Annotated in this window: 20 protein-coding genes, 1 pseudogene and 1 riboswitch; of the genes and pseudogenes, 9 read left to right on the forward strand and 12 right to left on the reverse strand. The window is 53.6% G+C overall.

Going from position 1 to position 17120, the window contains the following annotated elements:
* Positions 1 to 4 precede the first annotated feature (4 nt).
* The 4 genes from RHH27_RS09840 to RHH27_RS09855 all read right to left on the reverse strand — a co-directional run bounded on the left by RHH27_RS09840 (position 5) and on the right by RHH27_RS09855 (position 1662).
* The gene (locus RHH27_RS09840) at positions 5 to 202 is read right to left on the reverse strand and encodes a hypothetical protein (protein WP_206199992.1); all 198 of its coding nucleotides are present in this window, start codon (positions 200 to 202) and stop codon (positions 5 to 7) included.
* 18 nt (positions 203 to 220) lie between these two features.
* Positions 221 to 787, reverse strand: a complete 567-nt coding sequence (gene def, locus RHH27_RS09845) for a peptide deformylase (protein WP_149818965.1) — start codon at positions 785 to 787, stop codon at positions 221 to 223.
* Positions 788 to 859: 72 nt separating this feature from the next.
* Positions 860 to 1201, reverse strand: a complete 342-nt coding sequence (locus RHH27_RS09850; protein WP_149818967.1) for a LapA family protein — start codon at positions 1199 to 1201, stop codon at positions 860 to 862.
* A 95-nt stretch (positions 1202 to 1296) separates the two neighbouring features.
* The gene (locus RHH27_RS09855) at positions 1297 to 1662 is read right to left on the reverse strand and encodes a hypothetical protein (protein WP_206199993.1); all 366 of its coding nucleotides are present in this window, start codon (positions 1660 to 1662) and stop codon (positions 1297 to 1299) included.
* A 78-nt stretch (positions 1663 to 1740) separates the two neighbouring features.
* On the opposite strand from RHH27_RS09855, the gene RHH27_RS09860 reads away from it, so the two are divergent.
* The 4 genes from RHH27_RS09860 (at position 1741) to RHH27_RS09875 (ending at position 5612) form a co-directional block, all read left to right on the forward strand.
* On the forward strand, positions 1741 to 2568 hold the full coding sequence (locus RHH27_RS09860; protein ID WP_302678177.1) for an aldose epimerase: 828 nt from the start codon (positions 1741 to 1743) through the stop codon (positions 2566 to 2568).
* Between the two features lie 33 nt (positions 2569 to 2601).
* Entirely contained in the window at positions 2602 to 4122 is a 1521-nt protein-coding gene (trpE, locus tag RHH27_RS09865; protein WP_302677743.1) for an anthranilate synthase component I, read from the forward strand.
* 166 nt (positions 4123 to 4288) lie between these two features.
* A complete protein-coding gene (locus RHH27_RS09870; RefSeq protein WP_206199996.1) occupies positions 4289 to 4906 on the forward strand; it encodes a Crp/Fnr family transcriptional regulator in 618 nt (205 codons plus the stop codon).
* A 124-nt stretch (positions 4907 to 5030) separates the two neighbouring features.
* Positions 5031 to 5115: riboswitch (Glutamine riboswitch) on the forward strand.
* 44 nt (positions 5116 to 5159) lie between these two features.
* Positions 5160 to 5612, forward strand: a complete 453-nt coding sequence (locus RHH27_RS09875; protein ID WP_206199997.1) for a DUF4278 domain-containing protein — start codon at positions 5160 to 5162, stop codon at positions 5610 to 5612.
* A gap of 117 nt (positions 5613 to 5729) precedes the next feature.
* Here the strand turns inward: RHH27_RS09875 and RHH27_RS09880 are convergent, their stop codons facing one another.
* The 4 genes and pseudogenes from RHH27_RS09880 to RHH27_RS13315 all read right to left on the reverse strand — a co-directional run.
* Positions 5730 to 6278: a hypothetical protein gene (locus tag RHH27_RS09880; protein WP_206199998.1), complete on the reverse strand. Its 549-nt coding sequence runs from the start codon at positions 6276 to 6278 to the stop codon at positions 5730 to 5732.
* A gap of 420 nt (positions 6279 to 6698) precedes the next feature.
* Positions 6699 to 6872 carry a hypothetical protein gene (locus RHH27_RS09885; RefSeq protein ID WP_302679176.1) on the reverse strand — a complete coding sequence of 58 codons (174 nt, stop codon included), beginning with the start codon at positions 6870 to 6872 and terminating at the stop codon, positions 6699 to 6701.
* Complete coding sequence (locus tag RHH27_RS09890) at positions 6830 to 6964, reverse strand: FmdB family zinc ribbon protein (protein ID WP_225901716.1); 135 nt, start codon at positions 6962 to 6964, stop codon at positions 6830 to 6832. The genes RHH27_RS09885 and RHH27_RS09890 overlap by 43 nt, the downstream gene beginning before the upstream one ends.
* A gap of 5 nt (positions 6965 to 6969) precedes the next feature.
* A pseudogene (locus RHH27_RS13315) lies at positions 6970 to 7086 on the reverse strand (acetamidase/formamidase family protein); the annotation flags it as partial.
* Between the two features lie 130 nt (positions 7087 to 7216).
* Here RHH27_RS13315 and RHH27_RS09895 point away from each other — a divergent pair.
* Both RHH27_RS09895 and lnt read left to right on the forward strand, forming a co-directional pair.
* Entirely contained in the window at positions 7217 to 8416 is a 1200-nt protein-coding gene (locus RHH27_RS09895; protein ID WP_302678178.1) for a DNA double-strand break repair nuclease NurA, read from the forward strand.
* A complete protein-coding gene (gene lnt / locus RHH27_RS09900) occupies positions 8367 to 9887 on the forward strand; it encodes an apolipoprotein N-acyltransferase (protein ID WP_302678179.1) in 1521 nt (506 codons plus the stop codon). The genes RHH27_RS09895 and lnt overlap by 50 nt, the downstream gene beginning before the upstream one ends.
* Here the strand turns inward: lnt and RHH27_RS09905 are convergent.
* The gene (locus tag RHH27_RS09905; protein WP_302678180.1) at positions 9850 to 10677 is read right to left on the reverse strand and encodes a DUF3598 family protein; all 828 of its coding nucleotides are present in this window, start codon (positions 10675 to 10677) and stop codon (positions 9850 to 9852) included. The genes lnt and RHH27_RS09905 overlap by 38 nt on opposite strands.
* 176 nt (positions 10678 to 10853) lie before the next feature.
* Between RHH27_RS09905 and RHH27_RS09910 the strand changes: the two genes are divergently transcribed.
* The 3 genes from RHH27_RS09910 to RHH27_RS09920 are packed head-to-tail and all read left to right on the forward strand — an operon-like array spanning position 10854 to position 14310.
* A complete protein-coding gene (locus tag RHH27_RS09910; protein WP_302678181.1) occupies positions 10854 to 11720 on the forward strand; it encodes a response regulator in 867 nt (288 codons plus the stop codon).
* Positions 11717 to 12964, forward strand: coding sequence for an FAD-binding oxidoreductase (locus RHH27_RS09915; protein WP_302678182.1), 1248 nt, complete (start codon positions 11717 to 11719; stop codon positions 12962 to 12964). The genes RHH27_RS09910 and RHH27_RS09915 overlap by 4 nt, the downstream gene beginning before the upstream one ends.
* Positions 12965 to 12984: 20 nt before the next feature.
* The gene (locus RHH27_RS09920; RefSeq protein WP_206200004.1) at positions 12985 to 14310 is read left to right on the forward strand and encodes a (Fe-S)-binding protein; all 1326 of its coding nucleotides are present in this window, start codon (positions 12985 to 12987) and stop codon (positions 14308 to 14310) included.
* Here the strand turns inward: RHH27_RS09920 and RHH27_RS09925 are convergent.
* From RHH27_RS09925 to RHH27_RS09935, 3 genes are read right to left on the reverse strand one after another with little or no spacing between them, the layout of a single operon-like run.
* A complete protein-coding gene (locus RHH27_RS09925) occupies positions 14307 to 14741 on the reverse strand; it encodes a hypothetical protein (RefSeq protein ID WP_206200005.1) in 435 nt (144 codons plus the stop codon). The genes RHH27_RS09920 and RHH27_RS09925 overlap by 4 nt on opposite strands.
* A 27-nt stretch (positions 14742 to 14768) precedes the next feature.
* Positions 14769 to 15140: a hypothetical protein gene (locus RHH27_RS09930; RefSeq protein ID WP_149818994.1), complete on the reverse strand. Its 372-nt coding sequence runs from the start codon at positions 15138 to 15140 to the stop codon at positions 14769 to 14771.
* A gap of 54 nt (positions 15141 to 15194) precedes the next feature.
* Positions 15195 to 16904: an AarF/ABC1/UbiB kinase family protein gene (locus RHH27_RS09935; RefSeq protein ID WP_206200006.1), complete on the reverse strand. Its 1710-nt coding sequence runs from the start codon at positions 16902 to 16904 to the stop codon at positions 15195 to 15197.
* Positions 16905 to 17120 lie beyond the last annotated feature (216 nt).

Raw genomic sequence — 17120 nt, forward strand, 5'->3', positions numbered from 1 at the left:
TCCATCAGGGGCGATCGCTGGCACGGGCAAGGCGCACCGCCGTTACAAAGGCTACTAAACCAAGGGGCACACTGAGGAGCAAAATCACGGTAGTTGGAAGGGTTCCCAACTGGGCTTCTCCCGAACTCAGTTCAAAAACACAACCCACCGTGGCGATCGCTGCCACACAGGCACCCAGTAGGTATAGATAACTCTTGGCCACAGACGATGATCCTCAGGGTTAGGCAGCAATGGGACGCACGGCACTGGCGGTAAACCCATGCTCTTTGAGTTCGTGGCGCAGTAGGGCTTGGTTCTCGACGCGATCGACAAACATCACCCCCGTCAGGTGATCAATTTCATGCTGGATCGCCCGCGCCAGTAGCCCACCCGCCATGATGACTTGGGGACGCCCCCACTCATCTTTGTAGGCCACCTCCACCATGGCCGGACGACGCACCTCTAGGTACACCCCCGGAATACTCAGGCAGCCCTCTTGGCAGACTTCAAGGTCTTCACTGAAGTCCTTAATGACCGGGTTAATCATCACCAACGGTTCTGCCTCGGGGTCATCGGGATGAATATCAATGACAAGAATTTGCTTATTGATGCCCACCTGCGGTGCCGCCAAGCCAATGCCATCGGCACTGTACATGGTTTGCAGCATTTTCCGCACAATATCGCGGATACTGTCATCCACTTTGCTGACCCGTTTGGCGGGTTGACGCAGCACGCGATCGCCCAAATAGTGCAATTGCAGGGGCGGATTTTTTAACTTTTTCTTTTCAACAGCCAGAGAGGTAGCCATAGGACACGCCGATTAACACAAAATAACAAAAGTTAATCATTTCCTAGCCTAACGAATTTTCAAGGCTCTCGGCTACTTTTCCGTCGAGGCACTGCTGACACTGGGCAAGAGGCGTTGTTGCTCCTCAAGGGCAGCTTTGTAGCGTTCCACATCCTCCTCAAGGTGGGCAATTTGCTCATCGCGGGCTTCCATTTCCACCCGGATTGTAAAGATGCGCTGCACCTGTACCCAGACGTTAAAGACCCAAGCAAAGACGGCACCAATGCCCATGGCCACGATGAGTTCAATGCACAATGGGGCTTGAATCACTTTCCCTTCAAAGAACTTAATACTTACGGGTTCGGTATTCTGAATACTAAAGAGAACTAAGCCCAAGCCAATGACAAATATCATCAAGAAGTTCAGTTGTCGCATAGGGCATCCTGTAACAAATCTAAGCATAGACAGGGATTGTCGCATCGGGCCTCTTGCCAGCGACCAACAATCTTGGGCTAATCATACCACTGTGGCTAGTCCTCAATCACTGAGTGACTGACTTCTACTGCTTGGACATCAATGGTGCCGGGGGGAGCCAAGCGTTGAAACTGGCGATCGCGCACCATCAGGATTTCGCCACAGGCGGGGCATTGGGTTTGGGTATTCTTCAAACTACTAAATTCAAAGCCACACACTGGGCAAGCCGCCGTCACCAACTTCCAGCGAAACCAAAGTTGTAACCCTGCAAAAAGGAGTACAGGGGTCAACATCAAGATGAAAAACAGCACCAGAAAGGATTGCACTAACCAGCCTAGCCCCAGTAGCCCCAGTAACCAAGTTACCAGCAACACACTGAACCAAAAACGCAGGGTGGGGTTTAGGGTAAATCTTAGGGACATTGGCCTCCCTCCAAGGGCATTGCCGCTATTCTAGCGTAGTCGCGAGTGTATCCTAAAAAGCAGGCGTACTGTCCAGCTATGGTAATGCCCTATACTCTCCACGCCGAACGTACTCGCGTTGAAGTAATTCCAGAGCGCGGTGGCCTGATTAGCCGCTGGCAGTGGCAAGGTCATGAGCTGCTGTACTTGGATCGGGAGCGCTTTGCCAACCCGCAGTTAAGCGTGCGTGGCGGTATTCCCATTCTCTTTCCCATTTGTGGCAATTTGCCCGAGGATACATTTCACCACAATGGCCAAACCTATCACCTCAAGCAGCATGGCTTTGCACGGGATTTGCCATGGCAGGTGTTAGATCAGCAGGAACATCTCTTGACGCTGGGATTGCAGGATACGCCAGCCACGCGCCAAGTCTATCCCTTTGCCTTTCATCTGACCTTAACCTACACCCTTGCTGCTGATGCCTTGGCGATCGCCTTTGAGGTGGCTAACCCCGGTGACACCCCCTTGCCCTTTAGCTTTGGCTTGCATCCCTACTTTGCCGTTGCTGACAAGCAGCAATTGCAGTTTGACCTGCCAATCCATGCCATGGTGGATCAGAAAACGCAACAACCCCTCACCTTTAGCGGCACGTTTGACTGGCATGCGGCAGAACTGGATTTGGCCTGTCGTCCCCTCACGGGTCAAGTGGCTCGCGTCTGTGATCTGCAACAACAGTACTGCCTGACGCTGCGCTACGATACAGCGTTTACAACCCTTGTTTTTTGGACGGTTCAGGGCAAACCCTACTACTGTCTAGAACCTTGGACTGCCCCCCGCAATGCCTTGAATACGGGGGTAGATCTCCTGCACGTGCCACCCCAAAAGCACCTCACCCTTGGCGTTGAGATTGCTGTTGCCCCCCTTTAGGGAGAAAATAGAAAGGTTTTCACAGACGCGACCATGTACCCCGATTTTCAGACCTTTTGTCAGCTTGCTGAGCAGGGTAACTTCATCCCCATCTATCAGGAGTGGGTGGCGGACATGGACACGCCCGTATCGGCTTGGTATCGGGTCTGTCGCGATCGCCCCTACAACTTTTTGCTCGAGTCCGTCGAGGGGGGTGAACAATTGGCTCGCTACAGCCTCCTCAGTTGTGATCCGCTCTGGGTACTAGAAACGCGGGGCAACCAAACCACCCAAACCCATCGCGATGGCTCACTCACCACATTTACGGGCAATCCCTTCACAATTTTGGCCAATTGCCTTGCCCCCTATCAACCCGTGAAGCTACCACAACTGCCGGGGGGCATTGGCGGTCTTTTTGGTTTTTGGGGCTATGAACTGATTCAGTGGATTGAGCCGCGGGTTCCGATTCATCCTGCCACTGAAAAGGATTTGCCGGATGGCGTGTGGATGCAGGTGGATCAAATCCTGATTTTTGATCAGGTGAAGCGGAAAATTTGGGCAGTGGTCTATGCTGATACCCGTGAGACGGACTTGAAAACGGCCTATACCCATGCCAGCGATCGCCTAGAGCGGCTTTTGAGTCAACTGCGAACTCCGATTCCCGCTGCGGCCACCCAGCTGCACTGGCAACCCAGTCGCCAGACCCCTAGTTATACCAGCAACATCACTCCCGAAGCCTTCTGTACCAATGTGGCGCGGGCCAAGGACTACATCCGTGCGGGCGATATTTTCCAAGTCGTTCTCTCCCAACGCCTCAGTGCCACCTACAGCGGCGATCCTTTTGCCCTCTATCGCTCCTTGCGCCTGATTAACCCTTCCCCCTACATGGCCTACTTTCAATTTGGCACGTGGCAGATCATTGGCTCTAGCCCAGAAGTCATGGTCAAAGCCGAACACCATCCTGAAAAACGTGGGTCTCTCCTTGCCACTGTCCGGCCCATTGCCGGTACCCGCAAGCGGGGTCACACCTACGCCGAAGATCAGCAGCTCGCCGCAGAACTCCTTGCCGATACCAAAGAAGTGGCCGAACACGTCATGCTCGTTGATTTGGGGCGCAATGATTTGGGGCGCGTGTGTCGTCAGGGGAGTGTCACCGTCGAGGAGTTTATGGTGATTGAACGCTACTCGCACGTCATGCATATTGTGAGTAATGTTGTCGGCGAACTATTGCCCGATAAAACGGCATGGGATCTGCTCCAAGCTTGTTTTCCGGCTGGAACCGTCAGTGGTGCCCCCAAAATTCGAGCCATGGAAATCATCTATGAATTGGAGGGCTGCCGCCGTGGCCCCTACTCTGGTGCCTATGGTTACTATGACTTTGAAGGTCAACTCAATACCGCGATCGCTATTCGCACGATGGTGGTGCAACTGCTAAGCGACCACCAACACCTCATTCACGTCCAAGCCGGTGCTGGTATTGTTGCGGATTCCGATCCGCAGCGGGAATACGAAGAAACCTTGAACAAAGCTCGCGGTTTATTGGAGGCCATCTCTGTGCTGGGCGGCAAGCCTTAACCAAATGATCAAGGAGCCATCATCTGATTTTTACATTTACCCCTTAGTCTAATAGGCGGTTGTTGCTAACGTTACCCAGAACACAGGCACTGGGAATGTTGGAAAAACCACCCATCTCTCAGGCACACACCTAAGGGCTGGTTCCTTTGCTTGAGGTTCTACTGCCATGGCAAACGTCTCCACCGCTGCAATCACTCCCCCTGTGGATGGACGCTGGCGTTGCCCCTCTCGACTACACACGTTTGGCATGGGGGACAGCATCTGGATGGAGCCAGAGCGCATTTGGCTAGTGAGCCGGGGCGTCGTGCTGTTAAACCTTTTGCACCCCGATGGTGAAGAAGTGGTGGTGGGACTGGCCACACCCGGTACTGCTTTTGGTTTACCCTTGACCAGTTTAACGGCCTACCAAGCCAAGGCACTTTCCAAGGCAGAGTTGATGCTCTTTACACTGGTGGAGGTAGAATCCTCACCCAACTTGACCCAAAGCCTTGTGCGGGGTCTGGCTCGTCGCCTACGGCAAGCGGAAGGTCTTTTAGGAATTACCAGCCATCGCCGGATTGAGGAGCGATTACGCCATTTACTCTTGCTTTTGAAGCAAGAAATTGGTCAACCCCATCCCCTCGGCACTCGCTATAGTGTTCGCCTCACCCACCAGCAACTGGCAACGGCGATTGGCACAAGTCGAGTGACCATCACACGTCTGTTGGGCAAACTCAAAAAGGAGCAGTGGCTCACCTACGATCGCGATCGCCACATTATTCTCACCAACGCCGCTCAGATTTAGGTGATTTAGGTTAGTTCTCCCCTGATCAGGGCACCTCTGGCACAAAAGAGAAGGTTTCTAGTGTAAATTTTTGTAACCACTTGCACTCATAGTGGCAAAACTGTTAAATTAGATACAGAAATAAATCGTTCATCTTTGCTATTAACCACCAAAAAACTTAGGTGAATAGCGAAGACGGAAGTAGGGCAATTGTCCCGAAGGAACGCGCCTCAGCTGACAACAACTAGCCAGTACATCATTTGGGGCGATGATGATGACAACTACACTCACCTATCGCGGCGTTCAATACGACTACGTTCCTCCGGCAGTCCGTACTGAAGCAACCGATGTTGTAGCCAAATATCGGGGTTGGAACTACCACTGCACTCGAGCAGTGAATCCTCCGGCTCAACCTGTGCGGGATTTAATCTATCGCGGTGTGGTCTACCGTACGGGTCAAACGGAAGCTGTGAATACGACAGCAACCACTGCTGCCAACACAGCCAAGGAAGTGAATATGCCAGCGCTTGATCTCAATCAACTTTCGCGGGTCATTCTCACCCATCACCACCAAGTGATCAAAAACCGCGAACAATCCCTCCTCACGCGAATGATTGCCCAAATGGGATTACCTGCGGCCGCAGGTCACTATTGGAACCAAATTCAGGGCAAAATTAAGCCCCATGTCTGGACAAGCTACGATCGCAGTCATGCCACGATGAGCTAGCACAGGGGTGTGATTGTCCTCTCTCAAGACTGATTCGTAACGGCACTCGCATGGGAGTTATCTCTGGTGCGAGTTTTTTATTTCAGCCTAGGGCGTCAAGCAATGGCTGCACTTGGCCTAACTTAGCCATTCAATCTCATTAAGATCAAAATCAAGATCGAGATCGATCTCCGCCAAGTCCTCTGGATCGGCCACCTTCTTCAGGGAGGCAAGGGATTGTTTTGAAGGCTTGCGACTTTGGGGAGTTGGGCGCTTGATATCCGACAGTGTAGCCTTCTCGATGCGCGTCCTTTCTTTGAGGGCATTGGGGTTGACGTATTCTAGGAAGAAGTTTACTGTTTCCTGTTTTACCCAGCCATTGAGGACAGCCAAGGCACCGAAGCGATAGTTCACCTGCCACTGCTCCTTGAGAATTTGTTTTATTTGCTCTTCCGTCAATAAGCCTGCCTTTTTCAGGTAAAAACCAATCGGCCGTTTTTCCTTGTCTTGGATCAGTTTTGGCCACTCTTCTACAAAAAAGTCAATGGTTTTTTGGGGCAACCAACCATGGAGGGCAACAATTTCACCAAAGCGCAAGTTGGTATAAATGCTTTTTTCCATTAAGGCGACTTGGAGTTGGCCTCGTGTAATTAACCCCGCCTTCAGTAGTAATTCACCAATTCTCATGATTGCCCCTACGAGTAGAAAATCATCAACTTTCAACAACAATGGGACATCAATTGGGTACAGCCCCTTTCACAGGGATCGAACATCCTTGCAGCAGCCAACGCCGCTGTAGGACGGGTCACACATTTTTGTGCTTATTGTGTTTAGGCACAATATGTTATGACATATTTCAGAAAAGGGCTGCCGTTTTTTCAAGGACATACATCCGTTACTCTTGACAGTACCTCTCACAATAGCTGAAGTTACGCGAAACTCCTAATTGTAATAAATCTTAATACAGCTCTTTTCAGAGGGATCTCTTCACACGAATTCAGCGTGGCCAGTACAGCTCTTTTAAGAGAAGCTAGATGTTCGGATGTCAGTTTAGCCAAGGCTGAAAAAGCGGCAAAAATGCTCACCTCATCCTGTGTGAGCGGTTAATTAGTGGTTGAGCATCCACGGGCGACCACAGGAGTGCTGCTGAAAGCGGGGAGGCTTGGGTTCTTGGGGCGATCGCTGCACCAGTTCTGGGTCACTCCCCCGCGAGGGTCGGGGTAAGGAAGAAGAGAGATTTACCGCTGGTACGGAAAAATACGTCGGCCAAGCTGCTGACACTCTGGACAAAAGGCGGGTTCACTAGATTGGGCGAGCGATCGCCATTCCTCAAAAATGCCACACGTAGAGCAGCGAAACTCATAAAGGGGCATCTTTCATCACCGAGATTGACTGAAACCACTGCGGGGATCTCTGGATGCCAGTGATTATGCCCCGGCAGTTCTTGCTGATCCATGGGCTTAGTCAAATCTACTTTGAACAGGGTCTTCGGCATAGGGACGGACTCCAACGATTAGCAGTGTGCTCACCTGTAACTCAGTACCCATGAGCAATTATTGAGATGTTGTTTAGATTTAGTATTGGAGCAGGTCTTCAGGACAGCTGTATCTCCAGATACGAAAACAGTGTTGGACTTCGTCAAAGTGGCTGCTCAAATGGGAACGGTGGGTCAAGTGATCCGCCAAGGGGCGATCGCCAGCCAACAAAAACAAGCCCGTGCCCTCGAAGTGTTGACAGCGATGGCAGAAAATTTAGAGCACTATCGCCAAGCCATCCAAGCGTGGGGCGAGTCCTTTCCCTTTAATGCTGCTGAACCCATTGAATCCCTGACGGTGAAGCACGCTGTCCCCCCTGCCCCAAGGTCACACACAATTTTTGCCACCGATGGCTCGCAAATTGCCCCCAGTCACCACGAAATTGCCTATTGCTATTTGATTAATGTGGGACGGGTGGCGATCGCCTACGGTCAAGGGCAACGCCCCCATTTAGATAGTGTGCCGCAGTTGGTTTATGACCCCGATGAATTGGGGCGATCGCGGGGTTGGGGACTCACCATAGAGGATTGGTTACGCTACCGCCGCACTCAAGCGGAAATTCTTGCCCTTGTTGAACTCATTCAAACGCAAAACAAGAAAGCCCCCAGCCTAGCACTCGTGGATGGTTCACTGATTTTCTGGGCGTGGGAATCACTGCCGCCAATGGTGCGTGAGGAATTGTTGACGCCCATTTTAGCTGCTTGGGATGAATTGCGCGCGAAGCGAATTCCCTTGGTGGGCTATGTCAGCGCCTCCCGCAGTCATGAAACGGTGAATTTTCTGCGCTTGGGGGTTTGCCCCTACCCTGAACCCAACTGTGCCCTCCACTGTGGTCAGACAAGTCAGACTGGCATCGAGGCGACTCGCGATCGCCCCCCTTGTCAAGTCTTTGATCCCCTGCGGGATGTGCTCCTCTGGCAAGCACACTTGGCACCGCAACAGTATAGTCCCCTCTGGCGGAGCCGCAGTCGCATTCTGGAACATTACGGTGAACATCAGATCTACGTTGCCTATCTCCACGGTGGCTCGGAAGTGGTGCGTTTGGAAGTTCCTCAATGGGTGGCGCGGGATGCAGACCTGTGGCAACAGGCAGTTGCGTTGACGGCAGCACAAATTGAAAAAGGGCGGGGTTACCCCGTGGCATTAGCAGAAGCCCACAATTTAGCCGTTGTGCGCGGCAGCGATCGCCAACGCTTTTTTGCTTTACTGGAACGGGAACTGATTAAAGCAGGACACTGGCATGTGGCTCCTTCCCCCAAAGAGCAACGCAAACGCCAAAGTATTGCCTAGGTGGCTGCTGTGTGTTGGTTTAGGCATCGCGGGCTGGGGAACACAGTTGGCGCTACCGCCAGTAAGCGGGTGGTTCTTGGCCTTCATAGGAATTATGCCCCTGTGGTGGCAGTGTCAGGTTTTATCGCCACTGTGGGCAGCGATCGCCGGCCTGTGTTGGGGACTAGGGTTCTACGGCAGTAGCTTAGTCTGGGTGTGGGATTTGCATCCCCTGACGTGGATTGGCATTGCGCCAGTGCCCAGTTGGTTGATCTCGCGGGGGATTTGGCTTTTCCTGAGTGGTTGGGGGGCAGTCCTGAGTGGGAGTTGGGCTTTTTTGATGGCACGCTATGGGGTGCGGCGGGCCGCCCCTTGGCAACTTCTGTGGGGTGTCACCCTTTGGTGTGCCCTTGAAGCCCTCTGGAGCTATTCGCCCCTGTGGTGGATTAGTTTATCCCTGACCCAAAGTCCAACGGGACTCCTTCAACTGGGTCGTCTGGCGGGACCCACCACGATTACGGCAGTCGTGATGACAGTGAATGGCTTGGTCACCCTCAGTCTGCAGCGGCACACATGGGCAAAGCGATGGCTCGTTGTTACTCTTTTGGGGGCGATCGCCCTCAATGCTGTTTTAGGCGCTAGGGTCATGGCGGATCAAGGGGAACCCCTACGGGTGGGTTTGATCCAAGGCAATATCCCGACACGGGAAAAGCTCACGCCAGAGGGTATCCGCCGCGCTTGGCAGGACTATCCCCGTGGCTATCGCCAACTGGTGGCTCTAGGGGTTGATGCCGTCTTGACTCCGGAAGGGGCACTGCCGATTTTGTGGCAACCACACCAAGTCAATCCCATCACCAGCGCTGTTCGCGAGGCAGGGGTTCCCCTGTGGTTAGGGACATTCATGGAGACGCCAGGAGGGCATCATCAGGTGCTCCTGACCCTCGATGGGCAGGGGGAGATTTACAGTCGCTACAACAAAGTCAACCTTGTTCTTTTGGGGGAATATATTCCCGATTGGCTGGCGGGGGTAGTACAGCGGTTATCCACGTTGCGATCGCGCCTCCTGCCGGGGAACCCTGATCAGGTCTTTACCACCCCTTGGGGCAAGGCCGTTGTCCTGATTTGCTTTGAATCTGCCTTTTCCCACCGCAGCCGCTGGCAACTGGTTCATGGGGGGCAGTTTATCCTCAGTGTTGCCAACAATGATCCCTACCGTCGCCAACTGATGACCCAGCACCATGGCCATGATGTGTTGCGTGCCGTCGAGGGCGATCGCTGGCTCGTGCGCTCCACGAATACGGGTCTTTCTGCGGTGATTGCGCCTACAGGGGAAACTGTTTGGCTCTCCAATGCCGATGAGTTTGTGATTCATGCGGCAACGATTTTGCGGCGGCAAACCCAGACCCTCTACACTCGCTATGGGGATTGGTTGCTACCCCTCTTGCTGGGGATGCTTAGCTTATCCGTTCTTCGACAACGAGCGTCGCACTGACCCATTCGCCGCGATCGCCATAGGTGCGAATGAGGCGCTGCCGCTGTCCTTCTGCCCACAACCAGCCCACCTCCACAAAAAAGGGGTGACGAAAGGACACCTGCAAGGGGGTTAGGCTAGAGGTACCGTCGGGGAGCAACAAAAGCTGCTTGGGTTGATCCGTATCCGTAAAGAGTAGGCGCGACCCAGCAATTGTGGCCGTTGTTTTCACCTCGTGGTCGGGGGTTTGCAGCCGCTGGTAGAGCCGATCGCCCTCGCGCCAAAGGCTCAGCTGGGTCGGGGTTTCCGTGGGCGATCGCCAGTCGGCATAGACGGTGTAGGCGGTACCGCGCCATTCCCCTAGGAGTTGATCCACGGTTAAGGGAGGACGTTCAACGGCGTTACTGTGGGCACGAAACTCGCGAATCAGAGTCATGGATTGGAGGTGCTGATTTTTGTCAAAGAGTTGGACAAACCGCAGTCGGCGATCGCCCATGACAAAGCCATACTCCGCACCAAACTCGGCAAAGGGCGCCACCTGCAACGATCCCTTAGAAAAAGCCCCCGTCGGAAAAAAGACATTTTGGCGGCCAATGGTGGCATACTCCTGCACCGTTTCACTCGTAGGGGGCTGGTCAAGGCCATTACCAAAGCGTCGCAGTTCAAAGCGCACCCGTTGACCGTCAGCAGTATCGGCAAGGATCAAAATCGAGGGCACTGACGCTCCCACGTCTCCCGTAGGGCTGACCGCCGTAAAGGAGCCATGCCATTCCCCAAGGTTTTTGCGAAAATTTTCCCAATTTGTTGTCATTGATTATCCTTGATTATCTTTACCGCTGTGTGCCACCATCATCACTATAGAAAAATAAAGTATTGGAGATCTTGCCAATTGGGAAGTGGCCGGCGATCGCCGGCGCTCAGAAAAAACTTTGATAGGATGGGGAGTGTCAGGGCGCTGACAAACGATCGCCATTGGGAGACCCGTGCATGACCACCGACCTCTTTGATTCAGGGGCTGGTCGCATTCTGATAGTCGATGATACCCCCGAAAATGTTGAAGTTCTCACAACGCTGCTGCAACTGGAAGGCTACGATGTGCGCGGTGCCATTAGTGGCCAAATGGCGCTCATGGGGATTGAGGCCGAACCCCCGGATGTCATTCTCTTGGACATCATGATGCCTGATATGAATGGCTACGAGGTCTGTCAAACCCTGAAGGAGAATCCCAAGACCAAGCATATCCCCATTATTTTCATTAGTGCCCTCGATGATGTCTTTGACAAGGTCAAGGCCTTTGAGATTGGCGGCGCCGACTACATCACCAAACCCTTTCAGCAGGCGGAGGTGCTGGCACGGGTAAAAAATCAGTTGACGATCGCGCTACTGCAGCGGAAGCTGCGGCAAAAAAATGCCCTCTTGCAAAAGCAAAACCAGCAGTTGCAGGAAATTGTCGAGGAGCGGCGCGACTTGGTTGCCTCACTGCAAGCAGCGCAAGAACAGTATCGGCAGATGTTTGAGGAAGCCGTGGTCGGGATTTACCAAAGTTCGCCCGAGGGGGTTTACTTCAAAGTCAACAATGCCTTGGCACGCATCTATGGCTATGCCGATGCCGAAGATTGGCTAGCGGATCTTGAACACCACAACCAGCGACCCTATGTGGATGACAGCAGTTGGCAAAAATTCCAACAACAAATTGAAACTCGTGGCTTTGTGCGCAACTTGGTTTCCAAGGTGTATCGCGCGGATCAAACGATCACAACCATCTGTGAATGTGCCCGCCCGGTCAAAAGTGAGGACGGTCAACTTTTATACTACGAAGGGTTTGTTTTTGAACTGCCCACCCGTAATCCATGAAACGCACACTGAGCGCACTGTTGGGGGATGCCGCCGTCCATTCTGTGGCTGAATTGGGCGATCGCGCCCCCCACCTGCGCCCCTACCTTCCTGAGCGAGCCCTGCTGCTGACTCCCCCCACCCCAGAAGCGGGGGCAGAAGTGATTGCCTGTGCCCGGCGCCAAGGCTGGCGAGTGTTGCCCATTGGAGCAGGCACCAAACTCAATTGGCTCGGGAACACCCCCAAGGCAGATATTTTTCTGCGGACAACGGCGTGGCAGAAGCTCATTGATCATGCGGCTGCCGATATGACCGTCACCACCCAAGTGGGTATTCCCTTTCAGCAGCTCCAGCACCACCTAGCACCCGCAGGACAGTGGATTGCCGCAGATCCCCTCTTTCGAGAAACGGCCACCCTTGGCGGCTGCTTGGCCACCCAAAGCAATGGCACACTACGGCAGCGGTATGGGTCATGGCGCGATCAATTGTTGGGGGTGAAGTTCATTCGCAGTGATGGCCAAATCGTCAAAGCGGGAGGGCGGGTGGTCAAAAATGTTGCCGGCTACGACCTGATGAAACTCCTGATCGGCAGCTATGGCACACTGGGGATTCTGACAGAGGTGACGCTGCGGGTGTATCCTCTGCCGGATGCGGTACAAATCTGGCAGTTGCGGGGGGAAGTCTCTGCTTTGGCCAAGGGACTTGAGGTGATTTTGACGAGTTCCCTTGCGCCCGCGCGGTGTGTGTTGCGCCTTGAACCACGGGGGACGCTGCTGTTGGAATTGGAATTCCATACCCTGCGGGAAGTGATTGCTGCGGGTACGTTGGGCGATCGCCTGAGTCAGATTGCCCAGACCCATAATCTGCAACTGGAACCCCAAGCCCCTCTAGGCATTACCCTCAACCCCACCCCCGATCAAGTGACTCTCAAAATCGGTGTGCCTCTAAGCGAAATGTTGCCCGCTCTCACCCAGCTTCAGCAGTTGGCAAGGGAATTGGCCTGCGAGTGCCGAGGCGAAATGAGTGCAGGGGTCGGTTACGCCTATCTCCACGGACAGGAGGAGCATCTCCGTCAACTCATTCTCAGGCTGCGCCAAGGGCTACCACGGGGCTATGTCACCGTCTTAGCCGCCCCCCTGAACCTCAAGCAGCAACTCGATCCTTGGGACTATCGCGGCAACGCCCTTGAATTGATGCGGAATCTTAAGCAACAATTGGATGCAACGGGTGTCTTTGGCACTGGCGTTTTTGTCGGCAATCTCTAGACAAGTTTCAATACTTACGAATGACTGCAACTGATCCTGTGGCTGGCTTTGATGCGCAGTCGCCTCCTGATCCACACCTGATTGATGCCTGTGTCCACTGCGGGTTTTGCCTATCCACCTGTCCTAGCTATCGGGTACTGGGGACGGAAATGGACTCTCCCCGTGGTCGTATCTATCTCATGGATGCCATTCATGAGGAACAGGTGCAACTGGCGGATGTCGTACAGCACTTTGACTCCTGTTTGGGTTGCTTGGCCTGCGTCACCACCTGTCCATCGGGGGTTGAGTACGATAAGTTGATTGCTGCCACGCGGGTTCAAGTGCAGCGCCATTATCAGCGGCCCGTGGGCGATCGCTGGTTGCGGCAGTTGATTTTCCAAACGCTGCCCTATCCCCAACGGCTGCGTGCCCTCCTGTGGCCGCTCTGGCTCTACCAAAAACTAGGCTTGGCCAATCTCGAAAAGCGGCTGGGACTCCTGAAACGGCTCTTGCCCAAGTCCCTTGCGGCCATGTATCAAATGCTACCGCCCCTTTCAGCCAAAACATTTCGCGATCGCTGGCCTGAAGTGGTGCCTGCCCAAGGGAAACAGCGTGGCCGCGTGGGGGTGATTCTGGGCTGTGTCCAACGGCTCTTTTTGCCGGAAGTGAATGAAGCCACGATCTCCGTGTTAAGTGCCAATGGCTTTGAGGTGGTGCTGCCGCCGCAACAGGGATGCTGTGGTGCCCTGCCCCATCATCAAGGGGAAGAGGATCAGGCGCAAACCCTTGCTCGCCAGATGATTAATTGTTTTACTGCCGCTCATGTGGATGCGGTTTTAATCAATGCCTCGGGTTGTGGCCACACCCTCAAGGAATATCATCGCCTTTTGGCTGCCGATCCAGAGTACCGCGATCGCGCCCGTGACTTTGTGCAAAAGGTGGAGGATGTGCAGGTCTTTTTGGTCAAACAGGGCTTGGTGACACCGCTCCACCCCTTGGGCGATCGCCCCTTGGCCTTGGTCTATCAAGATGCCTGCCACATGATCCACGGCCAAAAAATTCGCCTTGAACCGCGGCAACTGCTGCGACAAATTCCCCAAGTGCAACTGCGCGAACCCCTCGATGCAGCCCTGTGCTGTGGCAGTGCCGGGGTTTACAACATTCTTCAACCCGATGTCGCAGCGGAATTGGGACGCCAAAAGGTACGCAACCTGCTGAATACTCGCCCTGATGTCATTGTCTCAGCCAATGTGGGCTGCACCGTGCAATTGCGGCAGTATCTCCAAGAGCAGAGTAGCTCCGTGCCCATTTACCACCCGATGCAACTGCTAGACTTGGCGATTCGTGGTGAGCAGCTTCCGTCCTAGGCCATATCCGGGGGAGCACTGAGGATTGCGCGCACTTGAGCTAGTAACCATTCTCGCCCCACTTCCCAGCCTCGTTCGCCATCCGCCTCAAGGATCATCAGGCTATCCACTGGCTCTGCCGCCAACAGTTGAAACAAAAGGGGAATAATTGGCATGGGCACTGGGATCACTTGTTCATCACAGGCCTCTTGAGCCATGGCTTCACTACCGTAGGCGTGGATCACATTTTTTTGCTGGTGGGGGGGCTGCTGTTCCTCAAGGGTAATCACCTGCCACTGACCATCGGGAGTTTGCAGGACGTAGTAAACCGTTTGCCCGTAGCGCTGGGCTTCCTCGTAGAGAATGGGGGCGATCGCCTGTACCGCCGCCACAGTCGCAGGGTCATCGGGGGCGTTGGCAATCAGTTCATCCACTTGGGTCAGTAAATCCACAACGCCTCCTTTAGGAGTTATAAAAAACTATTCCTTGGCCTCAAGGGCATCGAGATCAAGGGCACGGGAGCCACCCGTACTTAAAATGGTCAGCACTTTCCCCAGTTGATACCACACCAAAAGGGCGGTGGCGATCGTCAGCACAAAGGCAATGACCATACTCAGCCCTGCACCAAAGCCATAGGTCCACAATCCCGCCATCAGGAAGAGCCAGATACCAATGGAAATCCCCAAGTAGGGCAACTGAAGTTGGGGGCCGCGCAATTGACTCAGAACACGGGTGGAACGACTGCGGTTCCATTCTTGGACACTCTGCTTGAGGGTGGCTTCAAAGGCTTTACCACTGGTCAACCCCATAAAAATACCCGCCAGTAGCAAGACAATGGGTGGATCAAACACGGGATACCTAATCCTTCTTGGACACTCAGGAACGTTGATAACCGCTGCCAACCCTTAGCTGGCCACCACCAAGGAATTGCTGTCTTCTTCTTTACCGAGCGTGTGGGAGACAGAGGCCTTGAGGGCTTCCCATGCCACATCAATCAAGAAGAGCGGACGCAGATCAGACTTGACCAAATTCCAAAGGCGTTGCACCTCTTCGGTGTGGAGACGGTCATCTTCGGTTAACGCTAGCACAATTTGCCGCCGCAGGTACTGCCCCTCCTCAGAAAAGAGATACTGCAAGCCCAAGGTGGCGGTTGGCGCGAGGTTAAAGTGCTGATCCTGCCGGGCGATCGCAATTAGGTTTTCCAGGCGTTGCCACTGCAGACGACCATCCTTGAAGAGGACATCCAATAACCGTCGCCGCAGTTGGGGCGATTCTCCTTGCAGCAGACGCCGTGCCACATAGGGATAGCTGACATCAACAATGCGGAAGTTAGGGTTGAGACACAGGGCAATGCCCTCTTGGGTGACTAGAGAGCGAATGATCAGGGCAAACTTAGCGGGAACCCGGAAGGGGTAGGCATACATCAACTCGGAGAAGCGATCGGTGATCACTTTGAAGTTGAATTCCCGCACACTGGAGCCAATCACCTCTTCAAAGACCGACTCAAGGGCAGGGATAATCGGCGTAATATCCGTTTCCGGGGTCAAAAAGCCCAGTTTGACAAAGTCCGTCGCCAAGGCTTGATAGTCCTTGTTCACCAAATGAACGACGGCATCCACCAAGGATTCTTTAGTGCTCTCCTCCAGTTGATCCATCATGCCGAAGTCAATGTAGGCCATACGGCCATCGGGCATGGCGAACAGATTCCCCGGATGCGGATCCGCATGGAAAAAGCCAAATTCCAAGAGTTGCCGCAAACCAGAAATCACGCCAACACGGATCAGCTCATCGGGATTGACGCCCGCCGCCACCATACAATCCGTACGGGTGAGTTTAATGCCATGGATCCACTCCAGCGTAAGCACGTGCTCCGTGGTGTATTCCCAATAGATTTTCGGTACCTTGACCGTGGGATCATCGTGGAAGTTGGCAGCAAATTTCTCGGCATTGCGCCCTTCATTGAGGTAGTCAATTTCCTCGTAGAGCTTGCGGCCAAATTCATCGACAATGTCTCGCAAATCATGGCAGAGGTTAATCGGTAGCCAAGGCTTGACCCACTGCACCAAAAGGCGAATCAAGAAGAGATCGCGGGTAATCACGGGCAAAAGGTTGGGACGCTGCACCTTGACGGCCACTTCTTCACCACTGTGGAGTTTGGCTCGATAGACTTGGCCGAGACTGGCGGCGGCCACCGGTTGGGGTGAGAATTCGGCAAAAATATCCCCTAGGTTTAAGCGCAGATCTCGCTCAATAATGGCAATAGCAATCTCATTGGCAAAGGGGGGCAATTTGTCCTGAAGGAGCGTCAGTTCTTCGAGGTAGTCGGGACAAATCAAATCGGGGCGAGTGGAGAGGGCTTGACCGACTTTAATGAAGGTTGGGCCTAAACGGATTAGGAGTTTGCGCAGTTGCATTGCCCGCAGGGGACGCTGACTTTCCTGTTGCCCTAACCACTTGTCCCACTGCAATAACAGCCAAAATGTTAGGAAAGAGACCGCAATGTTCAGGAACCGCCAGATAACTCGCCAAGGATGTCGCCAGTAGTAGCGGGCGATCGCCTCAGGATCATACCGACGATGACCAGCACTAGGGACAGCAGAAATACGGGCAGTCACAGCTTTTTCACCTTATTCTCTGAAACCCAACTTACTACACCCCTCTTGCTTTGCCATGGGTGTTTCCACGGAGCGCTTTTGGGAACACTGTAAGCAACCATTGCAATGATGAGGATTTTGTTGATCCCCGGTGCTAGAGGAGCTGATCTTTTGAGGTTTGCTTAAATATAGTATAGAAAACTACACATAAGCCCTGCCGATCAATAAAATTCTTAA

The sequence above is a fragment of the Thermosynechococcus sp. PP555 genome (genome assembly GCF_031583225.1).
In the GTDB taxonomy this organism is placed as follows: domain Bacteria; phylum Cyanobacteriota; class Cyanobacteriia; order Thermosynechococcales; family Thermosynechococcaceae; genus Thermosynechococcus.